Annotated in this window: 16 protein-coding genes; 3 read left to right on the top strand and 13 right to left on the bottom strand. The window is 55.7% G+C overall.

The features are described from left to right. From ACYVAC_RS03010 to ACYVAC_RS02995, 4 genes are read right to left on the bottom strand one after another with little or no spacing between them, the layout of a single operon-like run. Positions 1 to 972 carry a glycosyltransferase gene (locus ACYVAC_RS03010; protein WP_461096086.1) on the bottom strand — a complete coding sequence of 324 codons (972 nt, stop codon included), beginning with the start codon at positions 970 to 972 and terminating at the stop codon, positions 1 to 3. A 25-nt stretch (positions 973 to 997) separates the two neighbouring features. Next, positions 998 to 1,675, bottom strand: a complete 678-nt coding sequence (locus tag ACYVAC_RS03005; protein ID WP_461096085.1) for a sugar transferase — start codon at positions 1,673 to 1,675, stop codon at positions 998 to 1,000. Between the two features lie 57 nt (positions 1,676 to 1,732). Next, positions 1,733 to 4,051 carry a GumC family protein gene (locus tag ACYVAC_RS03000; RefSeq protein WP_461096084.1) on the bottom strand — a complete coding sequence of 773 codons (2,319 nt, stop codon included), beginning with the start codon at positions 4,049 to 4,051 and terminating at the stop codon, positions 1,733 to 1,735. A 48-nt stretch (positions 4,052 to 4,099) separates the two neighbouring features. After that, positions 4,100 to 4,915 carry a polysaccharide biosynthesis/export family protein gene (locus ACYVAC_RS02995; RefSeq protein ID WP_461096082.1) on the bottom strand — a complete coding sequence of 272 codons (816 nt, stop codon included), beginning with the start codon at positions 4,913 to 4,915 and terminating at the stop codon, positions 4,100 to 4,102. Positions 4,916 to 5,616: 701 nt separating this feature from the next. Here ACYVAC_RS02995 and ACYVAC_RS02990 point away from each other — a divergent pair. Both ACYVAC_RS02990 and ACYVAC_RS02985 read left to right on the top strand, forming a co-directional pair. Further along, positions 5,617 to 7,107 (top strand): capsule assembly Wzi family protein, encoded by a 1,491-nt coding sequence (locus ACYVAC_RS02990; protein WP_461096081.1) that lies wholly within the window; start codon positions 5,617 to 5,619, stop codon positions 7,105 to 7,107. 33 nt (positions 7,108 to 7,140) lie between these two features. Continuing rightward, positions 7,141 to 7,959 (top strand): WecB/TagA/CpsF family glycosyltransferase, encoded by an 819-nt coding sequence (locus tag ACYVAC_RS02985; protein ID WP_461096080.1) that lies wholly within the window; start codon positions 7,141 to 7,143, stop codon positions 7,957 to 7,959. A 36-nt stretch (positions 7,960 to 7,995) separates the two neighbouring features. On the opposite strand, the gene ACYVAC_RS02980 is transcribed toward ACYVAC_RS02985, so the two are convergent. After that, positions 7,996 to 8,910 (bottom strand): glycosyltransferase family protein, encoded by a 915-nt coding sequence (locus tag ACYVAC_RS02980; protein WP_461096079.1) that lies wholly within the window; start codon positions 8,908 to 8,910, stop codon positions 7,996 to 7,998. 1 nt (position 8,911) lies between these two features. Then, entirely contained in the window at positions 8,912 to 9,793 is an 882-nt protein-coding gene (locus tag ACYVAC_RS02975) for a glycosyltransferase (protein WP_461096078.1), read from the bottom strand. Positions 9,794 to 10,450: 657 nt separating this feature from the next. Here ACYVAC_RS02975 and ACYVAC_RS02970 point away from each other — a divergent pair. Then, the gene (locus ACYVAC_RS02970) at positions 10,451 to 11,551 is read left to right on the top strand and encodes an endo-1,4-beta-xylanase (RefSeq protein WP_461096077.1); all 1,101 of its coding nucleotides are present in this window, start codon (positions 10,451 to 10,453) and stop codon (positions 11,549 to 11,551) included. Between the two features lie 95 nt (positions 11,552 to 11,646). Here ACYVAC_RS02970 and ACYVAC_RS02965 read toward each other — a convergent pair whose 3' ends face one another. The 7 genes from ACYVAC_RS02965 to ACYVAC_RS02935 all read right to left on the bottom strand — a co-directional run bounded on the left by ACYVAC_RS02965 (position 11,647) and on the right by ACYVAC_RS02935 (position 20,050). Continuing rightward, positions 11,647 to 12,543 carry a glycosyltransferase family 2 protein gene (locus tag ACYVAC_RS02965; protein WP_461096076.1) on the bottom strand — a complete coding sequence of 299 codons (897 nt, stop codon included), beginning with the start codon at positions 12,541 to 12,543 and terminating at the stop codon, positions 11,647 to 11,649. Between the two features lie 26 nt (positions 12,544 to 12,569). Further along, entirely contained in the window at positions 12,570 to 13,301 is a 732-nt protein-coding gene (locus ACYVAC_RS02960; protein ID WP_461096075.1) for a glycosyltransferase family 2 protein, read from the bottom strand. Positions 13,302 to 13,322: 21 nt separating this feature from the next. After that, positions 13,323 to 14,666 carry a hypothetical protein gene (locus tag ACYVAC_RS02955; RefSeq protein ID WP_461096074.1) on the bottom strand — a complete coding sequence of 448 codons (1,344 nt, stop codon included), beginning with the start codon at positions 14,664 to 14,666 and terminating at the stop codon, positions 13,323 to 13,325. A gap of 94 nt (positions 14,667 to 14,760) precedes the next feature. After that, positions 14,761 to 15,417 carry an acyltransferase gene (locus ACYVAC_RS02950; protein WP_461096073.1) on the bottom strand — a complete coding sequence of 219 codons (657 nt, stop codon included), beginning with the start codon at positions 15,415 to 15,417 and terminating at the stop codon, positions 14,761 to 14,763. Positions 15,418 to 15,510: 93 nt separating this feature from the next. Then, complete coding sequence (locus tag ACYVAC_RS02945) at positions 15,511 to 16,872, bottom strand: lipopolysaccharide biosynthesis protein (protein WP_461096072.1); 1,362 nt, start codon at positions 16,870 to 16,872, stop codon at positions 15,511 to 15,513. A gap of 33 nt (positions 16,873 to 16,905) precedes the next feature. Beyond that, positions 16,906 to 17,592, bottom strand: coding sequence for a sugar transferase (locus tag ACYVAC_RS02940; protein ID WP_461096071.1), 687 nt, complete (start codon positions 17,590 to 17,592; stop codon positions 16,906 to 16,908). A 115-nt stretch (positions 17,593 to 17,707) separates the two neighbouring features. Next, positions 17,708 to 20,050: a GumC family protein gene (locus ACYVAC_RS02935; RefSeq protein ID WP_461096070.1), complete on the bottom strand. Its 2,343-nt coding sequence runs from the start codon at positions 20,048 to 20,050 to the stop codon at positions 17,708 to 17,710. Between the last annotated feature and the right edge of the window lie 31 nt (positions 20,051 to 20,081).

The raw sequence follows: 20,081 nt of genomic DNA, 5'->3' as shown, positions 1-20,081 counted from the left end.
CTAAATTAATTTACTAATTAACTCTTCCATGGTGTATTCATGCCGAAGTTTGTTGATATACCACTCATCCCAAGTGTCTTTTATTGAATGCGTGTAGCCTTCTAATTTTAGAATTTCATCAATGTTTTTAATGAAAAATGACCTGTGAGCTTGAATCTGTTCGAGAATATCAACTCGTATTGTTGTTGACGAAATATTTTTCTTAATTAACTCATTAATGCCTTCTGATATAGATTTTTCTGAATCTTCTACAATGATTGAATTCATTTCGTTAAAAAAAACCTCTCTACCACCTTTTGATTTCGTTGAAACTACTGGTATTCCTGCAAGAAGGTATTCACAAGATGCATACATCGCCCCCTCAATTGCTGAAAGTGCCAATCCCACTCTCGATTGGTTGTAAGCAAGATTGACCTCTTCATTGTTTAAGAAAGTAGGCTTTCCATTCGTATAGTTTAACCAGATGTGCCCTGTTAAGGCTTTGTCAACACTATCTTTGTAATCAACGTTTTGGAAATTGTAAGTAAGCAAAGCAACGTTAGATGTTGTCTTCAATAAAAGATGTCTTTTGAACGCTTTTAACGTAGCATTGTAAATAGCTTTATAAGTTTTTTTTGTATCGGGTAGGATTTTAAAGATATTTTCATCGATAAAGCAATTTTGGTTGCAAAAAAAACTATTAATTCCGAGCAATTTCAGTATGCGATTTTCTTTACGAGTATTGGCCATCACTAGTATTCGAATGCGTGGATACTTTAATCTATTTTTGAGTATTTTATAAAAAATTTTTATTGCCTGAATTGGGCTTTCTATTGACCACCATATGCCACATACAAAATAAACTTTTTGATCTATTCTAATTTTATTGTTTATTCCAGCTGATATTGACTCAATGTTGTTAAAATCATTCAGTGCCAAGATTTTAGCATGTTTGTCAATTACTGTACCGTATATTACACTTTCCTGCGGCATGACTCAAAACCATTTTACTTATATGCTACCAAGCATTAACATTCCCTTTAAGCATCGCGCCAACGGTCATAAAACATATCTTCATATCCACGCCAAAACTTTGGCGCTTTACGTACAACTGGTCGTAAGTGACCCGGTGCTTCATCTTGGCCAGTTTATCCGTTTCGCCCCGGGCACCCCGTACCTGGGCCAGTCCCGTTACACCCGGCCGTACATGGTAGCGCAGGTGGTAGTTGGGAAGGGTAAACCAGTAGCGGTCATCGTGCTCGATGGCGTGGGGGCGTGGACCTACGATACTCATATCGCCCAATAGTACGTTGATGAACTGGGGCATTTCGTCGAGGTTGGTTTTGCGTAGAAACCGGCCAATGGGCGTTACGCGGGCGTCGTTTTGAGTCGCCTGCGCAAACTGCGTGGGGCGGTAATACATGCTGCGGAATTTCAGGCACCAGAACACCTGCCCAAACTTACCGCTCCGGCGCTGCCGGAAAAAAATGGGTCCGGGCGATCCGATCCGAATGAACAGCCCCACCACCGGCACCAGCCACGACAGTACCGTGATGGTTACGAGCAGCGCCACGAGGACATCGAACAGGCGTTTGCCGCGCCGGGCGTACCAGGAATCGGGACCCAGGGCCGCAGCGGGTACCGGGTCGACGGCCGCCAGGTAGCCGCCGACCGTTTGCGTGTCGAGAGAGAGCATGGTGTTCGGGAGGGTTGTATGGTGTGTGGGTGTGGATAGGGAGACTTGCGCTGAGGGCTAACTCAACCGCTTGCGCAGGCTGCTTTTGGCCTCGTCTTCATAGTAGGCGTTGTACCCGTAGCTGCTATAGTAGGATTCGCCGTCGCCGGTTGCGTTCAGAATTACGTTCAGTTTGTTGAAGCGCTGTTCGCGGTACCAGGTTTCGAGCTGGTCGAGGTAGAACTTGGGCGTTACATCGTGCCGCACCACATACATGGTAGCGTCGGCCAGGGGTGCAATGAGCTGGGCATCGGTCACGAGTCCGATCGGTGGCGAGTCGATAATGACGTAGTCGAAGCGGGCTTTCAGCTCGGTAATCAGTTCAGTTAGTTTGGGCGTGCTCAGCAGCTCGGAGGGGTTGGGCGGAATGGGGCCGCAGGAAACCATGTAGTAGTTCTCATAGCCGTCGATGGGTTGCAGCACCTGATCGAGCGTAGCTTCGCCGATGAGGAAGTTGCTGATGCCCAGCCCGGGATCGACGCCCAGGTTTTTGTGGATCTTGGGTTTGCGCAGATCCATCTCCAGAATGACAGTGCGCCGGCCGGTAATGGCCAGACTGGCCCCCAGGTTGAGCGAGATAAAGGATTTGCCTTCGCCACTGATGCTGGAGGTAAAGAGCAGCACCTGGCTGGGATCGGCCGAGCGCAGAAACTGCAGGTTGGTGCGCAGCGTCCGGATCTGTTCGGCAATAACCGACTGCGAGCGGCCCCGGATCACGATGGGCTCCGGCTTTTTGCTTTTAGTTAGCTCACCCAGAATAGGCGTATTGGTTTTCTGTTCCACGTCGAGCCGGCGCAGAATTTTGTTGTTCATGGCGTCGCGCCCGGCCATTGCCGCTACCGGTAGAAGCAAGCCAACCAGGCCAAACAGCAGGAAGAAAATTCGTTTAACCGGCTTAACGGGCTCACCATCCGAAAGGGCGGCATCGATGGTGCGGCTGTCGGAAATGGTGGAGGCAAAGGACACGGCGGTTTCTTCGCGCTTTTTCAGCAGGTAGGTGTACAGGTCGTTTTTAATGGCCTGCTGGCGGGCAATGTTCAGCAACTGCCGCTCTTTGGTCGGAATGGTACGGATCATGCCTTCCATGCGGCCGTTGTTGGCCACCATCTGCTGCTGCGAAGTCTGCAGCTGCTTTTTCATCGACTGCACGTTTTCGCGGATGCTCGTACGGGTTTCGGCAATCTGGCTTTCGAGGGTCTGCACCAGCGGGTTCAGCTCCGAGGTGGTCCGGATTACCTGTTCCCGTTTCAGTTCCAGCTCCGACAGCCGGTTCACCATACCCACCATGACCGGATCGGCCAGCCCCAGCGTAGCGGGCGCCATACCCTGCTGATTGGCCTTATTATCAACGTAGCGCTCTACATCGTTGAGCGCCCCCAGCTGCATTTTGGTCTGGTTCAGCTGGGCATCGTTCTGCTGCACGGTGGTCAGAAACGCCTGGGCCTGTGCGCTCAGGTCGGTAATGCCCTGGGTCGATTTATAGTTCTCGACGTCTTTTTCTACCGAGGCCAGTTCGCCCGAGATCAGGCCCAGCCGGTCTTCGATAAACTTGAGCGTGTTGGCGGCCATTTTATTTTTATCGGCAATGGCGGCCTGGTTGTATTCGTCGATCAGCTGATTCAGGATCAGCTCACCCCGCTGCGGCAGGGCATCCTCCATGGTGAGCATGATCACGCTCGACGCTTTGGAGGTGGGTTCGGCCTTGAGCGTTTTCAGATAAGCCCGCACGGCCTTGGGGCGTGGGTCGACACGTACGATAACCGGGGTGGTCTGTTCATTGACGGGCTGGCGGCCAAATACGCGCAGCCGGCCGTAGGGCGTCTGGATGCTCTGGTTCAGCGGGTAGCGCGTATCGTTGATGCTTACCTGCCGGGCATTGGGAAAAGTCAGTTCGAGCGGCTCTTTGTAGAGCTCGTCGGTCGCTTTCTCCACAATCAGCCGCACGGGGGGCGCAAAGGTTTCGCGCTTGCCGAAGGTGGTGGGGCTGTAGTAGCGCGTGGCCAGGTCGTTGCGGGCTACGATCTTATCCATGAGCGTAAACGACTTCAGAATCTCGGTTTCGTTTTCGACCACCTTCTTGGGGGTGAAAATTTCGAGTTCTTTCAGCATGCTTTCGCTGTCGAGCCCTTTCTTCTCGTCCTTGATGAGCAGGCTGGCCTGCACCTTGTAGATCGGCTGCTGGTAGAGCAGGTACACGTAGGCCGCCAGCAGCCCCAGCAGGGTGCAGCCCAGAAACCAGGGCCAGTTGTTGCGGTAGCGGAGCAGCATGGCCCGCAGGTTTTTGTTCTCGGCCTCAACGGTCTGGTAGGGCACGTAGGCGTAACTTTTGTCGCTCATGGCGTGGTTTTGTTCGGGATTGAACGGAATTGCGATTGCAGCGGAGCGCTAGTACCGCGAGAAGATGATAGCAATAAACGAGAGGGCACTCAGGATAATGGGCATAGTCTGGTAGAACCGGTCGGCGCTGGCGACGCGGGCCTTGCTGGGTTCTACGTAGACCACGTCGTTGGGGTGCAGGTAGTAGTAGGGCGACAGAAAGACGTCGCGTTTGGTCATGTCGAGCCGCTGGTAGGTGCGCTGGCCGTTTTCTTCGCGGACCACCAGCACGTTGTCGCGCCGGCCGTAGATGGTCAGGTCGCCAGCCAGGCCGAGGGCTTCGGGCAGCGTAATGCGTTCGTTGGCCACGTTGAACAGGGAGGGCCGGGCCACCTCGCCCAGCACGGTGATGCGGAAGTTCAGGTTCCGCACGCTCACGGTTGGCTCTTTCAGATACGGTTTCAGTCGGGTCCGGATCTGCTCGGCGGCCGTGGTGTTGGTCAGGCCGGCCACGCGCACCAGCCCGATCAGCGGGAGCGTCACGGTACTGTCGGGATTAACGACGTAGCCGGGGGTAGCGGGCAGGGGCGTGGTCGCGCTCAACTGCTGTTGGGGCTGCTGCATGGTTTGCAGCATGTAGGGGTTAAAGAACGCCGAGGCTTCGGGGTTGAGGCTGCTGACCTGGATGGAGAGCAGATCGCCGGGCTGAATGGCGGGCGAAAAAGGCTTCTGGAGCAGGGCATCCGGCCGGCTCGACAGGTCCTGGAAGTAAACCAGCTGCTTCGGGCTTACGCAGCCGGAAAGGCTGGCCAGTGACAGGCCGGCAACGGCCAGAATTGTACAAATACGGGAAAGAAGGGGTGTACGCAGGAAGACGTCGAGCATGCGGTAAAAAGAAGATTGTGGATAGAAAAGAGACAAATGAAGACATGGTCCGGCCCCCTTTCACTCGTTTTGCAACCGAAAGATACGGGCACTTTTTAAAAAAGCCGGCCTAGTTGCCTTATAAAATTTGGATAATCAATTGATGTACTGAATATTTATTCTGTTTATTACTTGTTTGTGTTAAGAAAAAATATTTTTATTCTGATTTAACCTTTTTTGCAAAATGAATACTAAAAGAATGTATTTAGTGCGTTGTTTCGGTTGTATCGGTATATAACGGATGCTGTATATAGTGCATAATGCGTCGGACGAAAAGCAGGATAAATTGCATTTGGCAAAGATGAAAGGCATTTAATTTATTTAACGGTAACAATACTCCATCGGAATGGTGGTCAACTGGCTTATTTACCGGGTTTCCGGGCTGGATATTGGCGGGGCTTTATGGATAATAGCATTGAAAAAATAGGATTAAACAGGATCGATATAAAAATCGTTACCACCTGTTTATCTGTGGGTTTAGCCCCGTTCAAACGGGCTATGTGGCATAGAGCCGAGGTGAGGTGTCTTTTTGTTAATCATTTTTGTAAAACGTAAATTAGTGGCATCATAGATGCAGCGGTATACCCGACGCAGGTGGAGCTGGCCCGGTCGGGTTGGCGGTTGCCACTGGTTTTCCGCTCCTGCGTCGCTGATACCAACGAATGAGCAGACGCAGCATATTCTACGGACTGATACTGGCCGGCCTGCTGGGTCGGTCGGTGTGCGGGCAGGCCCTTCCCGATACCACCACCCGCCCCCGGCTGGCGTATATCGAACTGGGGGGGCTGGCCGCCACAGCTGCCCCGACCCCTTTCTGGCTGCGCAGCCGGCAGTACGGCATCGTACCCCTCGGTAACCCCGCCGGGCTGGTCCGGCTGGGGGGCGTGCTGAACCGTGCGCTGACGACCCGCCCCCGGGGGCTGCGGCTCAGGCTGGGCGCTGAGGTGGTGGGGCAGGCGGGCCCTTCGGGCGGGCGGCTGCTGCTGCCGGAAGCCTACGCGCAGCTGCGGCTGGGCGTGTTTGAGTTGTACGGGGGGCGTCGGCGGGACGTGTTCGGGCTGGTCGATACGCTGCTGAGTTCGGGCTCGTATGCCTGGTCGGGCAATGCGCTGCCGTTGCCGAAGGTGCAGCTGGGTACGGCGGGCTTTGTGCCGCTGGGCTTCACCAGAAACTGGCTGGCCATCAACGCGTTTATGGCCCACGGCTGGTTTGCAGGCACCGATTCCATTCAGGGGTCATACCTGCATCAGAAAGCCGTGTATCTGCGGCTGGGCAAACCGGGCGGGCGGGTGCAGCTCTACGGTGGGCTGCTGCACAACGCCCAGTGGGGGGGGCGCTCCGACTACCGCTACCGGCGGCTGTATCCCAACAACGGGCAGCTGCCCTCGTCGCTGGCCGACTTCGGGCGGGTGCTGGTGGCCAAAGCCCCCGAGCAGGCACCGGGCAACAACGTAACGGAGCATGATGCGCTCAACCAGATCGGCAACCACCTCGGCTCGGTCGACCTGGGGGCCACGGTCCGGCTGACGAACTGGCAGCTGCTGGGCTACTACCAGCACCCGTTCGAGGATAAGTCGGGTTTGCAGTTTGCCAACTGGCCCGACGGGCTCTACGGGCTCTCGCTCCGGCGGCCGGGCGCACCGGCGGGGGGCTTCCGAATCGACCACCTGCTGCTGGAAGTGCTGTCGACGCTCGATCAGAGCGGCACCGTACTGCCCTTCGGTCTCGACGATTATTTCAACAACTACCAGTACCTCGACGGCTGGACAACGGGCGGGCGCACCATCGGCACGCCGTTTATAGGCCCCAAAGCCGATCTGCGACCGGCGCTGGTGGCGGGCACCACGCGTACCCGCTTTGCCGTGGGCAACAACCAGCTGACGCTGCTGCACCTGGGTGTGGCGGGGCGCTCGGCGTCGGGCCTGTGGGTGCAGCTGCTCGTATCGGCCAGCCGCAACCAGGGCATCATGCGGGCGCCCTTCAGAATGCCGGTGAACCAGCTGTCGGCGGGGCTGACGGCCGGCTCCCCGGTATCGTGGCTGGGCGGGGCCGACCTGCGCCTGAGTCTGGCCCTCGACCAGGGCGACCTGTACCCGGCATCGGCCGGTGCCTGGCTGGCCCTGCGTAAAACGCTGGTACCGCCGGGCCGCTAAGCCGGCCCGTATGAATGACGATTGTTTATCACTATGAATCAGCAACCTACTCTCGTTACCGACCGGGTGCAGCGGGCATCGAAGCCCAGTCCGCCGGGTCCTGTTGCGGCTGGCGCACGCCGGTCGGTTGTCAGCCTGTCGGTTTATACCGGCACCTACGCTGCCTTTATCGATGCGGTTATGCAGGCCGCTCACCGGCACGAGCCGCGCAGCGCCTGCTTTGCCAACGTACACATGGTGGTCGAAGCCCGGCGCGACCCGGCCATCGCGGCAGCCGTCAACGGGGCCGACTGGGTATGCCCCGATGGGGTGCCGCTCACCTGGGCCATGCGGCTGCTCTACGGGCTGCGGCAGGAACGGGTAGCGGGTATGGATGTAACGGATACGCTGCTGGCGCGGGCTGCGGCCGAGGGCGTATCGGTTTATTTCTTCGGGTCGACACCCGAGGTGCTGGCGCGGATCCGGGCGCAGTGTGCCGACCGGTTTCCGGGGCTGGTAATAGCCGGCATGGTATCGCCCCCGTTCCGGCCGGCCACGCCTGCCGAAGATGCTGCGGCTGCGGCTGCCATTCGGGCATCGGGGGCGGGGCTGGTATTCGTGGGGCTGGGGTGTCCGAAGCAGGAGCGCTGGATGGCGCGGCTGCGGGGACAGGTGCCGGCGGTGCTGCTGGGCGTTGGCGGGGCGCTGCCGGTGCTGGCCGGCGATCAGGCCCGGGCAGCGGCCTGGATTCGGCGGGCCGGGCTGGAGTGGCTGTTTCGACTCCTGCTCGAACCCCGGCGGCTGCTGAAGCGCTATGCCGTTACCAACCCGCTCTACGTGTATTACCTGCTGAAGCAATGGCTCAGGCGTTAATTGAACGAGGCCCGTCGCATGACGGGCCTCGGTTGTTTAGCGGAACCCGGCGAGGGTTTTGATTCGGTTCACGATTCGGGTCTCGACGCTGTATTTGCGCCGGAACGACTGGCTGTAATAGGGATCTTCGACCACGGCGGTCGGCAGCTGGTAGGGGCGGGTTTCCTGCTGGTCGAGGGTGGTTTTGTATCGGTTGAAAATGTTGGTGTGGGTGGCATCCTGGTCGAAACCGATGTTGTCGACTTTGGAGTAAACCGGGTACACGGTGTAGGCGTGGTGTTTGGCCTGGTGGTAGCCCCAGCGGATGGCCCACGAGTCGAGTTTGCCATCCATCTGTTCGCGCAGCATACGCAGCAGGTCCGATCCGCCGGCCGCAAACCGGGCCTGCGCGGCCTTGTCGGTCAGAAAGGCCGGGTAGTCGGTCATGTCCCAGTCGACCGACTGCCAGCGGTCGGCCCAGGTGGCCCAGCCCCAGGAGGCATAGCGCGGAAAAAAGTAAGCATCGTGGGGGTAATTGCCGGGCTTGCGGAAGGGGAAGGTGTAACCCGACACCGAATAAACCTTCGGCTCGTGCTGGTAGGTCTGCAGGCAGGCATTCATATACGACAGAAAGGTGGGGGCCGTGATCAGGTCATCTTCGAGGATGATGGCGCGGCCGTGTTCGCCGATGACCTGCGAGACACCCCGGATCACCGAACGGGCCAGTCCGCGGTTTACGTCGCTATATCGGCGTTCGATGCGGGCAAAGCCATCGACCGTATCCAGAAACTGTTTGACCTGATCGACGCGGGGCGCATCGGCCGGGCCTTTTGGGCCATCGACGAAGATGTAGAGGGTGCTGTGGGCCGCCAGCGTGTTTTGCTGCAGCGCCTGGACAGTCTGTTTCAGGGCGTCGTAGCGTTTGTAGGCAAACAGTACGATCGGAGCGGGAGAGAGCGGGAGCGTAGTCATATCAGCGCGTGGCAGGCTGTTGTTTGATAAATTCCAGTTGAGCGTCGAGGGCGAGGTATAGTTTCTTGGCTACTTTCTTGAGCCGGTAGAAGGGATACAGCAGGTAGTTGGTCCGGAACACCGCCGAGGGGGAGTTCGCCAGGGCGGGCAGGGTGCGTCCCAGCGTGAAGCCCGACAGGGCTGCCGGGTCGGTCACGATGCGCCCCTGCATCTGATTCGCCATGTTTTTGGCGTGGATGAGCTGAATCCAGAGCGGTTTACCGGTCAGTTCGAAGGTGGGGGTGCGGTAGAACCACTTGTGGTGGGGCCGGTGCATCACCGTTTTCAGGGCGTCGCGGCCCCGATATGGTTCCACATACGAGATAAAGGGGCTGGAGTAATAGATGCAGGCACTCACCTTCAGCTCTGGTTCGACCTGCATACACAGGCCCCGCGTCATATCGACCAGCCCCGACTCGATAGGGTGGCTTTCCACGAACGTCCGGATGGTGTGCAGGGCATCGGTATGCAGCATATCGTCGTTATCGATGCGGGTCGTGATGATGCCGGTTGTCTGGTCGTCGACCTGGGCTGCGATGGTGGTTTTGATCGCATCGGTCAGCTCGTCCATGTCCTGAATGAAAACGGGCTGGAACGCCGGGAATCGGGCCTGGTACTGCCGGATGCGCTCTCGGAACGGTTCGGGCGTCTGAACGTCGAAGAAAACCAGCCAGGTGAAGGGGCTGCGGGTGGCGTTGCTTTGCACCGACGGAAAACAGTAGGCGTCGAAAAGGGCGAAGCGGTTCTGCAGCCAGTCGTCGGTTTTAACGGTGTTCTGGTTCTTGTCCGTCAGCCAGGCTTTGTTGCGGACGTTGAAGCGGGTAATCAGAAAGTGGTTGTACATGGCCGTTGACAGCGACGCGGATAGCGTTGGTTGCGTACTAGCTAAGGTCGGTATGGATTTCTGGATATGCTACCTTTTTTGTTTAGTAGTATAGATAAAGTTAAACAATCACCGTGCCACGGCTGAAGGTGCTCATTATTTGTTTGCTAAGTGTATCTACTTAGTAGCTTACATCGAGCGGTTCTGAACCAAATAGGACAAAAGCCAGAAAACGAATAAAACGCGGATGGCTACCAAAAAACGGCTGTTTTCTACCATTCATCGAAGGAAACCGACCAAACACCGGTTTAGGGATCGGATGTCCTGTGCCGCTGGCTAGGTCCGGCAGGTTTTAATCTGTTTTTAATTAGTTGCTGATTATCAACTAGTTATGATCGGGTCTGTTCAAGTGAAACCGGATGGGCCGGGCTGAAACGGCAAAAAAAACAGCTTAGAAAGTATATTTATACTAGCTTTTAGTTACAAATTGCCTAAAAAATGAACCGGCTATTTCGCCGAAAAACAGCCGTTTTTTGTCGAAAAAGGACTGGAACCTGCAGTTCATAGAATAGAAAAAAAGAAGGGCCGCGCAATGGCCAATTTTGTCATGTACTTAAAGACAAGGCAAAAACAATGCGCTCCTTCTTCACTCAATCGGCCTCTAAAAACGTAACTCTCGTGATCGCTTTCATCGTAACGGCGCTGATTTCGGCCTGTAACCCTAAAGGTGATGCAGTGGTACCCCAGAGTGTTTCGGTTGATGTGAACGCTTCGTCGAAGATCGACGCAACCACCATCGACGACAGCACGAGCACGCTGAAGTCGGTTGCCTCTTTCCCGATCGGTATCGCCCTGAACTCGAAACTGATCGTCAACAACCCGAAAGTAGCCGGCCTGGTATCGACCCAGTTCAGCTCGCGGACGGTGCCGGTGTTCATGAACATCCAGTCGGCTCCCGGCAAATTCAACTTCACCGAACTCGACAACAGTGTGAAACTGGCCCAGGGGCTGAACCTGCGCCTGCACGGTCACTGCCTGGTGTATCACCTGGCTGCTCCCGAATGGATGACGCAGTTCAAAGGCACCACGGCTGAGTTCGAAGCCGCCATCAAAAACCACATCCAGACGGTAGTAGGTCGCCAAAAAGGTAAAATCGCCAGCTGGGATGTAGTTAACGAACTGTTCGATTACAAAGGCGAACTGCAGAAAACGGCCTTCCGCGCCCTATACCCCAGCGATGCTGCCTACATGACCTTCGTTAAGAAATGCTTTCAGTGGGCACACGAAGCCGATCCGGCCGCTACGCTGATCTACAACGAAAACTGCCTCGAGTCGAATCCCGCCAAACTGCAGGCCGTTCTGAAAATGATCGCTGACTTCAAACTGAGCGGCACACCCATCAACGGCATCGGCACCCAGACCCACATCAACCTGACCACGTCGGAAGCCGGTGTTCGGAACGCCCTGCAACAACTGGCCGCTACGGGTCTGAACGTGCACATGTCGGAACTCGACATCGCCGTGAATCCTAAAAACGATGCATCGTTCACCTTCACCAAAGCCATCGCAGTAGCACAGCGTCTGAAGTACCAGACGATCGCCACGATCTACAAACAATCGGTTCCGGCCGCTCAGCAGTACGGCATCACGCTGTGGGACATCAGCGACGCCGACAGCTGGCTGGTAACCGAAAAGCAGCCCCGCGAAATGCCGACGCTGTTCGACACGCAGTACAACAAGAAAGCCGCTTTCTTCGGCATGCTGCAGGGGCTGAAGTAATCAGCAAGACAAATCATGAGAAGAGGGAATACCGAATAAAAAACCCCGGCCGATGTTTCGGCCGGGGTTTTTTGTGTGCTGTTGGCAGGCGGGGCTCAAAGGGAAGGGTGGCGGTGACGCCCGTAGCGATGCCACCAGCGCAGGTATCCCTCGACCCGACCAAGCCACAGGGCCGTGTGGGTGACGAACTGGGCGGGCCGGAAGACGTAACGCCACGACCGGATGAACGGGGAGGTCAGACCGCGCAGCACCACGTAGGGGGCCGACTGGTGTTTGGCGTACAGCCCTCCGGTTCCCCGGGCGCGGTGGCGCGTGAAGGCAAACTGCTGTTCCAGGCTGTCGAACCGGCGGGGGGCGTACTTGTGGTGTACCCGGACTTCGGGCGAAAACAGAACGGTATGCCCCCGCCGGGCGACCGAAATCATGAGATCGGTTTCTTCGCCACAGCCGAAATAACCGCCGTTTTCGCGGTAGGCACCAAACTGGTGATCGAATGGATCGGCAGCCGGCAGAGCCTCCCGGCGAAAAAACTGGATGATTGCACTGGTAGGTACCGACCGGAAGTCGAGCAGTGAGCGCAGGGATACGGGTTCGGCCTGCGCGGGCACCACTACCGCGTGCTCGACCCAGCGGCCCAGTATGGCGCCCAGCGCGGGCTGGTCCGTGAAGATGGCCATCACACGGGCGAGCGTATCGGGTTCGTACCAGCAGTCGTCGTCGGGAAATCCGATGAGGTCGTAGCGGGCTTTGGTGAGGCCGTAGTTGCGGGCCAGCGACTGGTTGTTGCGGTCGAACCGCAGGTGCTGCACGTCGATGACCGGATTGCGCGGAGTATCCGCCAGCAGCCGGTCGATGCGGTCGTCGCGGTTCTGATCGACGATAATCAGGTCGATGGCGATGCCGGTTACCGGCCCCAGCGATTCGATAAACCGGGCCAGTTCGTCGGTCCGGTTCAGGGTGGCGACAATAAGGCTGATTTGATTGGCTGGCATAACTGTGGAAGGAAAAAGTCGATTGATCAGGCCCGAAGTCGCTGCATAAAGGCCGACAGATTACGCCGGACGACGGCTTTGTAATACGCCTGGGGGGTAAGGAAGTTGTAGCGTTTTTTTATAGCAAACGATTCGAGCTGGCTGGCCGGGTTGATGGAGGCTCCGCCTTCACGAAAATTGGCCAGCAGGTGGTAAAGTTGCTGAAAGGGGACCTGCCGGGTTTTGAGCCGGAGCATCAGCTCGTAATCGGCCGCAAATCGGTATTGCTCATCGAAACCGCCAAACTGGTTGTAAAACGTGCGGGGAACAAAGCAGGTCGGATGCTGAATCATTCGTTGGCCCAGAAAGTCATGATGGGTGGTCAGCACGGAAAATTCCCTGTCATCGACAATCAGGCGAAGCATGCCGTAGTATACGGCATCGCCATGCTGTTCGTAGGCCGCTGCCACGGTAGCGAGCGCGTCGGGTTCGTACCAGTCATCGCTGTTGATGATACCGATCAGATCGCCCGTAGCCAGCTGAATTCCTTTGTTCATGGCGTTGTAGATGCCCGTGTCGGGTTCGGACAGGTAGCGGATACGACCGTTGGTGACCGCACTGTAGCGCTCAATAATGGCCAGTGTTGTATCGGTTGACTGCCCATCGACAAGGATATACTCAACCGGTTCGTACGACTGGGCCAGCACCGACTCAATGGTCTGCGCAATGGTACGTTCACTGTTGAAGCAGGGTGTTATGATGGAGAAACTGGGTTTCATCGACGGAAGAAGCGGATAGAACTACTGCAGTTGAATGGTGGATCGGGGCATTGCCGGACGACTTGGTACGGGCTGACTCACAATGTTGATCGTGGGCCGGATGCGTTGTCGGTTCGTATGCTGGCGAATCAGCAGTCCCAGAAAAATAAACACGTGAAAAAGCGGGAGTTCAAAGAAGATTTCGCTGAAGGATAATATCAGGATACAAACCGTGAAGGGAAAGGCGAACAATCGATTGAGGCCGTGTACGCTGCACAGTTGCCAGAAGCTGTAATAAATCAGGCCAATGTAGAGCAGGGCAAACAGAACACCCCACTCCACAAAGAGTCCGGTCAGGCCGCAGTTACGCTGAGCGGTTTTGTCGAGTCCGCCAATGCGGGAGTCGCGGTCGCTTCCTTTGCCCAGTAAGATATAAAGCTGGCTCTCTGAAATCTCGAATAGATCGAGCATGGCGCCGGCTACCCGCGAATCGCCCCGCGTGTCGATGTTGATATCAGCCTCGTTGATCTCATTGTTGATTTTTTCCTGCAGAAAGGGCAGGTCGCTGTAGAGGTAGATACTGCCCGATACGGCCATAACTAGCAACGCCAGTTTTAGCAGGGGTTTGGTGCGCGAGTTGATGACCGTTACGGAAACTAGAAAAATGAAATAAGCGATGAAGCCGGTGGTCGAGAACGTGGTAATAATGGTCAGGGTAAAAACAAGACCATGCCGATTGAAAATGTGACGTGTACTGATGAAGTTAAAAAGTTGCGCAATGAGTAGCAGTGAGGCAAATACTGTTGGCTCCCAGAAAGGGCCATTGTTGCGAACCTTGTAGAAGTTGTAATCGAAATTATAGAAAATGGGATTTGTTTTTGTGACGTTCTTCCCATCGAACTCAATGTATTCGGACGTGATGCGGAACATGGCGGGAAACGAATTGTCGATGGAATGGACCAGACCCGGGTTGATTAACAGGAGCCCGAAGACAACCAGACTGATAATCGAGATCCAGTAAAGAACAGTGACGTAGATGACCTGGAACCGCAGTTTCAGGTAATAGACACAGAAGGCGGCCAGGAAAAAGGCGAATACAACCTCCCGAACGATACTAAGATCGTATTTGGGAAAATAAAGAAAATGATAGAGCTCGAGGGCCGCCACGATGCCGAGCATGTAGCCAACCTCTTTACGAAGTACCTTGAGCAGCGAGTGTGCTACCAGCAGTAGCGAGAGTACCACCAGGCCCCGGCCATAATTGCTTTTGAAAAAGGGAATGGTTGAGTAAGCAATCAGGGCGTATACCAGCAGGTATTCGACCCATTTCTGGTCGACCAGCTGCTCGGCGGGTCTGGTATGGGGAGAGTATGGCATGGCCTTCATCGCACAATGGGGAGGGAAACGCTGGCTGTCGGATAGTGACGCGTATGCTGAATATGAAAAGAGAGGACGGGTAGGTAGTTTGTAATACCAGCGTCTATGAATACGAAACGGCTGGCTTGTGTGGGCCGGTACCCATCGGGTCGGGCTGCAGTGACCGCACATACCTGGCAGGATTGCCTGCCCATATTTCATCGGCAGGGACAGGGCGGGTAACCACTGAGCCGGCTCCGATTACAGACCGGTCGCCTATGGTAATTCCTTTTAGTATGAGCGTATTGGCACCCACGAAAACATCGCTTCCAATCCAGATTGGGGCCTGCCGGGCTGGGTTGACCGGGTCTCGGCGCAAGTGGGCTTCAAGAGGATGAAAATCGGTGTCCCACAGGCAGCTGTTGCCGCCAAAATTGCTGTAGTTGCCAATCCGAATGGAGGTGGCCGCGTAGATCGATGTGCCCGAGAAGCCGCTGTTTGCTCCAATTAACAGTTCCGCATTGGCCAGCACACAAATAGAAACCGGCTTGGTAAGGCCAACAAAGTTGTGGCGCGTGGTAGACCGGAACACAACGTTGTCCTGAATAACGACGCGGGCGGTCCGGGCTATACGGAGTTGTATGGGTCCGTATACGCGAACGCCTTTCCCAATCTGTACCTGCGGATAACGAAGTCGGATACCCAGCAACCGAATCGATGAGGAGGTATCTCGCCACCAGGCGTCGGCCCGGCGTATAAATCGTCCAAGTGGTAGGCTCATAGGCGACTGATTTTACAGAGCTGTATCAAAAAACAGTCCAAGTCAGGCGTCTGCGTAGCCAGACCAGGTTGGTTGGGACGGTCAGGCTGGCAATCAGGCATTCCAGAGCTTGCTGGCGGTTTGATTGACTAGTTTACTGGCCTGAATAGAAAAAATAAACCCCATCGCAATGAAGAAGCAGGTGTTTGCGCCCACAATACCCGGCAGGCCAAACCACTTGCCGAACCCAATTGCCAGCGGAACATTGAGGGCTGCGCTGATCAGAATCAGGATAAGCTGTAATCTGACTTTGCCGACTCCGTTCAGTAGGTAGACATGAATCATATACCACATCATCGCACCCGAATAAATCGCCATGCAGAGCGAAAGACTAAACGGGATGGTAACGGTTTGACCAATCCAGAGCTGAAACAGGTAGGGCGACACAACCAGCAGTCCAACGGTGGCTACCGAAAAGAAGAGCCAGAGTTGTCGCATCTTTTGGAGTGTCTGCCGAAGCCAGTCAAAATCCTGCTTGGCGTAAGCGTCGGTAAACGAACTCCAGAGGGGGGTCATGATAATCGTAAAGACGAGGATCGAGATCGAAAAAAGCTTATAGCAGATATTGAAAACGGTAACCTGTTCCGGGCCCAGTATCCGTGCAATGATGATGTAATTGGTTTGCAGCAGCACCAGCGCACCGATCTGGATAAAAAAGAATGAAAGCCCAGTACCCAGCAGGGTGTTGGTATAGCGCAGCCGAATAGCCTTTAGGGACGGTCTGAAGGCCCGCATGCGCGTATGGAACAGATAAACAGACCAGATCAGCATGGTGCATACGGGGGCACCGGCAACAATCCAGACCAGCGTGGTGAGTTTTCCGGGAACATACTGCCGACAGGCATAGATAAGCAGCAGAATGAGCAACTGGCTGAACAAAGAAATCAGTGAAGCCAGCGAGGTCTGATGCGTTGCCGATAAAATCGTATTGATAAGCTGCACTACAAACTGCACACAGAAGAACAGAATGGCAATGAGCATTACCAGCTGTAAACTGTCGTTCGACTGCGCCTGAATGTTGAGGATATGCCGCCAGTCAACGTAGGGGTTAATCCAGATAAACAAAATGGATATTGCTGTAGCAATAATTGTCAATACGAAATAGGTGGTGCTGGTGAATGCTTTGGCTTCATCTGTCTGACCAAGGGCCAGGGCATAGCTCAGTTTGTTTTTGAGACCATTGCCAAGACCAATGTCGAAGAAGTTGAGCCAGCCCAGTACGGAACTTATGGTAAGCCATACCCCATACTCGGTTGGCGACACATAATCGATTGTCATGGGTACCAGCAGGAGACCAATGGCAATGGAGCCACCCTTGCTAAGCAGCGAAACCGCTACATTTTTCTTGACAAGTTGCGTGCGCTGATGACCATTTGTGAAAAAATGAGTGACCTTATGTCGAACTAGGTTAACCATTTGCATTTGCTTTCCAACCGTTACAAGTACAGATTAACAGGCTTTCTTGTCGCCGTTGACCATAGCCTGGGCGGTGGCCAGACAGATATGCAGATCAAGCCAGATTGACCAACGCCGAATGTAGAAATGATCGAGTCGGACCCGGTGCATCATATCAATTTGTCGGGCGGTTTCGCCCCGGTGGCCCCGCACCTGAGCCAGCCCCGTCAGCCCCGGTTTGATGGCGTAACGGCCGGGATAGTGCGCTACTGCATACCAGTGCTGGGCATCGAGCTGAATCGGATGCGGGCGTGGGCCCACAATGCTCATGTCGCCGAGCAGCACGTTAAGCAGCTGCGGTAGTTCGTCGAGATTGGTCTTGCGCAGAAAGCGGCCAATGGGCGTCACCCGGACATCGTTGTGGGTAGCCTGTCTGAAGGTCGCCATCGGCTCGTAGGTCATCGTTCTGAATTTCAGGCAGCGAAACGGCTTGCCGCCCTGCCCGGTCCGGAGCTGGACGAAGAAAGCGGGGCCCGGCGAGGTGAGCCGGATGAGTAGCCCAATCAGCGGCAGCAGCCAGATCAGCAAGGTCAGGCTAACGAGGAGTGCAACCAGCACGTCGAAGAGCCGTTTGCGAAGGCTGGATCGAACCGTTGGCACGGCCGCCGGAATGGACACGGCCGGGTTTGCTGCCCGGAACGAAGTCTGCTCATCGACTGGCGGTGAATACGAGTTGAGCATGAGTGCACCTGGTTAAACAAAAAAGTTGGGCGCAGCGCCGGAAGGCCCGCGCGTCGGGTCATAAAAAGCAACCCGTCGGCCGGTATGGCCGGGAAACCATACCGGCACGGACCTGTTAACGCAGCTTCCGGACGGGGGTGTTACCCGCTGATTCGCTTTCTTCGTAGTAGCCGCCATACTTGTTGGTGTAGCCATACTGGTACGACTCACCACTACCAACGCCATTCAGGATCAGGTTAAGGCGCTGGAACCGCTGCTCTTTCCAGAGGTTATCGATCATCCGCAGGTACGCCTTGGGCGTGTGGTCGTGCCGCACCATAAACATGGTGGCATCGACGAAGGGTGCAATCAGCTGCGAGTCGGTAACCAGACCGATTGGTGGCGAATCGACAATGACGTAGTCGAAGCGGGCGCGCAGTTCCAGGAGCAGTTTTTCCAGCATTGGGCTGCTGAGTAGCTCGGCCGGGTTAGGCGGAATGGGACCACAGGTAATGATATGGTAGTTGGCAAAGCCCGGAATGGGCTGCAAAATCTCGTCGAGGGTTGCTTCCTGGATCAGGTAGTTGCTGATGCCAACGGCGTTGGGCATGTTCAGCACCGAGTGCAGCTTGGGCTTGCGCAGGTCCATCTCCAGAATCACCGTCGACCGGTCGACAAGGGCCAGGCTGGCACCCAGGTTAAGCGACAGAAACGATTTGCCTTCGCCACTGATACTGGACGTAAACATGACCACCTGACTGCCGGTGGGGTTGCTGCGCAGAAACTGCAGGTTGGTACGTAAGGTCCGGATCTGTTCGGCAATAACCGATCGTTTGCCCGATACCATGACCAGGGGGTCGACGTTGCGGCTGGCCATGATTTCGCCCAGGATGGGAATCTGCGAGGCATCCTCGATGTCGGACCGGCGGCTGACGCGGTCGTTGAGCGCATCGCGGGCGGCAATCACGCCCACGGGAAGCACGAGGCCCAGCAGGCCAAAGAGCAGAAAGATGGTGCTCTCGACAGGCTTGATGGGCTTGTTACCACTGCGGGGCGGGTCGATGGTGCGGCTGTCGGCCACGGCCGAGGCATACGACAGGGCCGTTTCTTCCCGCTTCTCGAGCAGGTAGGTGTAGAGGTTGTTTTTGATGGCCTGCTGACGCGTAATGTCGACCAGCATACGCTCTTTGCGGGGAATGGTCCGGATCTGTCCTTCGAGCTGGCGGTTGGTTTGCTTCAGCTGCCGCTGCGTGCTGGCCAGCGATTGTTTCAGGCTGCGTACGTTGTCGGACAGGCTGCTTTTGGTGGCGGCAATCTGGCTTTCGAGCGACTGCATCATGGGGTTGCTGGCCGAGGTAGTGCGGCTCAGCTGATCGCGCTGCAGTTCGAGTTCACTCAGCTTGGTTACCAGCCCCAGCATAACCGGATCGCTGATACCCAGTGTGGCGGGCGCTACCCCCCGGTCGTTGCTCTTGCTGTCGACATACCGTTCGATATCGCCGATAACACCCAGCTGAATGTTGGCCTGGTTCAGTTCGGCATCGTTCTGCTTAACGGTTTCCAGGAACAGCTGCGCCTGCGAACTCAGATCGGTAATCCCTTCCGACGACTTGAACGATTCGACCCCTTTCTCAACGGACGAGAGTTCGCCCGAAATCAGCCGCAGCCGCTCTTCGATGAAGTTGAGTGTGTTGGCCGCTACAATGTTTTTGTCGACAACGGCGGCCTGGTTGTATTCACTGATGAGTTTGCCCAGCACGGCTTTGCCCCGGCTCGGAACAGCATCCTGCAGGGTCATCATCAGCACCGTCGAGGCTTTGCTGCTGGGCTCCACCGTCAGGTTTTTCAGAAAGCCGTCGGTGGCCGCACCAACGCTCATGGCATGTACCAGAATGGGGTCTTCGCTGGCCTGCAACGGTTTTGCGGCCACTACCTTGAGTTGACCGTAGGGTGTTTTGATCGACTGATTGACGGGATAGGACACCCCATTGATCTGTACCGTAGTTGGGTTGCTGACCACCACGCTCAGTTCTGTTTCGTAGAGGTCAGGTGCTGGCTTTTCGACCACCAGCCGGATGGGCGATGCACCGTACAGGTCGCGCTTGATGGTCGGGGTGGGGGTGTAGTACCGGACGTCCAGCCCCAGGCTTCGAACCACTTTTTCCATCATGGCATACGATTTCAAAATCTCCATCTCATTTTCGATGACTTTCTTGGGCGCCAGAATGTCCATCTCTTTCAGGATGTTGTCTTCGCTGAGGCCCTTCTTGTCGTCTTTAATGAGCAGGCTGGTTTTGATCTCGTAGATCGGCGTCTGAAACTGCAGGTAAGCGTAAGCCGCTGCCCCCATCAGGATTAGCGACAGCACAAACCATTTCCAGTGCCGGACGTAACGCATCAGAATGACGCGCAGATTCGGCGTTTGCTGAGCCTCGTATAGCTGATACGGTGCGTACGGATAATTAGACTGGTCGGACATGAGATGTGGGGATTGTAACGGACTGAGTATG

It is taken from the genome of Spirosoma luteolum (assembly GCF_054778875.1).
The sequence above is the reverse complement of the archived record's forward strand: the minus strand, read 5'-3'. Positions and strand labels throughout refer to the sequence as shown.

Coding starts and splice junctions, on each gene's coding strand:
- ACYVAC_RS03010 (WP_461096086.1), bottom strand. CDS start 972: ATGCCGCAGGAAAGTGTAATATACGGTACAGTAATTGACAAACATGCT.
- ACYVAC_RS03005 (WP_461096085.1), bottom strand. CDS start 1,675: ATGCTCTCTCTCGACACGCAAACGGTCGGCGGCTACCTGGCGGCCGTC.
- ACYVAC_RS03000 (WP_461096084.1), bottom strand. CDS start 4,051: ATGAGCGACAAAAGTTACGCCTACGTGCCCTACCAGACCGTTGAGGCC.
- ACYVAC_RS02995 (WP_461096082.1), bottom strand. CDS start 4,915: ATGCTCGACGTCTTCCTGCGTACACCCCTTCTTTCCCGTATTTGTACA.
- ACYVAC_RS02990 (WP_461096081.1), top strand. CDS start 5,617: ATGAGCAGACGCAGCATATTCTACGGACTGATACTGGCCGGCCTGCTG.
- ACYVAC_RS02985 (WP_461096080.1), top strand. CDS start 7,141: ATGAATCAGCAACCTACTCTCGTTACCGACCGGGTGCAGCGGGCATCG.
- ACYVAC_RS02980 (WP_461096079.1), bottom strand. CDS start 8,910: ATGACTACGCTCCCGCTCTCTCCCGCTCCGATCGTACTGTTTGCCTAC.
- ACYVAC_RS02975 (WP_461096078.1), bottom strand. CDS start 9,793: ATGTACAACCACTTTCTGATTACCCGCTTCAACGTCCGCAACAAAGCC.
- ACYVAC_RS02965 (WP_461096076.1), bottom strand. CDS start 12,543: ATGCCAGCCAATCAAATCAGCCTTATTGTCGCCACCCTGAACCGGACC.
- ACYVAC_RS02960 (WP_461096075.1), bottom strand. CDS start 13,301: ATGAAACCCAGTTTCTCCATCATAACACCCTGCTTCAACAGTGAACGT.
- ACYVAC_RS02955 (WP_461096074.1), bottom strand. CDS start 14,666: ATGAAGGCCATGCCATACTCTCCCCATACCAGACCCGCCGAGCAGCTG.
- ACYVAC_RS02950 (WP_461096073.1), bottom strand. CDS start 15,417: ATGAGCCTACCACTTGGACGATTTATACGCCGGGCCGACGCCTGGTGG.
- ACYVAC_RS02945 (WP_461096072.1), bottom strand. CDS start 16,872: ATGGTTAACCTAGTTCGACATAAGGTCACTCATTTTTTCACAAATGGT.
- ACYVAC_RS02940 (WP_461096071.1), bottom strand. CDS start 17,592: ATGCTCAACTCGTATTCACCGCCAGTCGATGAGCAGACTTCGTTCCGG.
- ACYVAC_RS02935 (WP_461096070.1), bottom strand. CDS start 20,050: ATGTCCGACCAGTCTAATTATCCGTACGCACCGTATCAGCTATACGAG.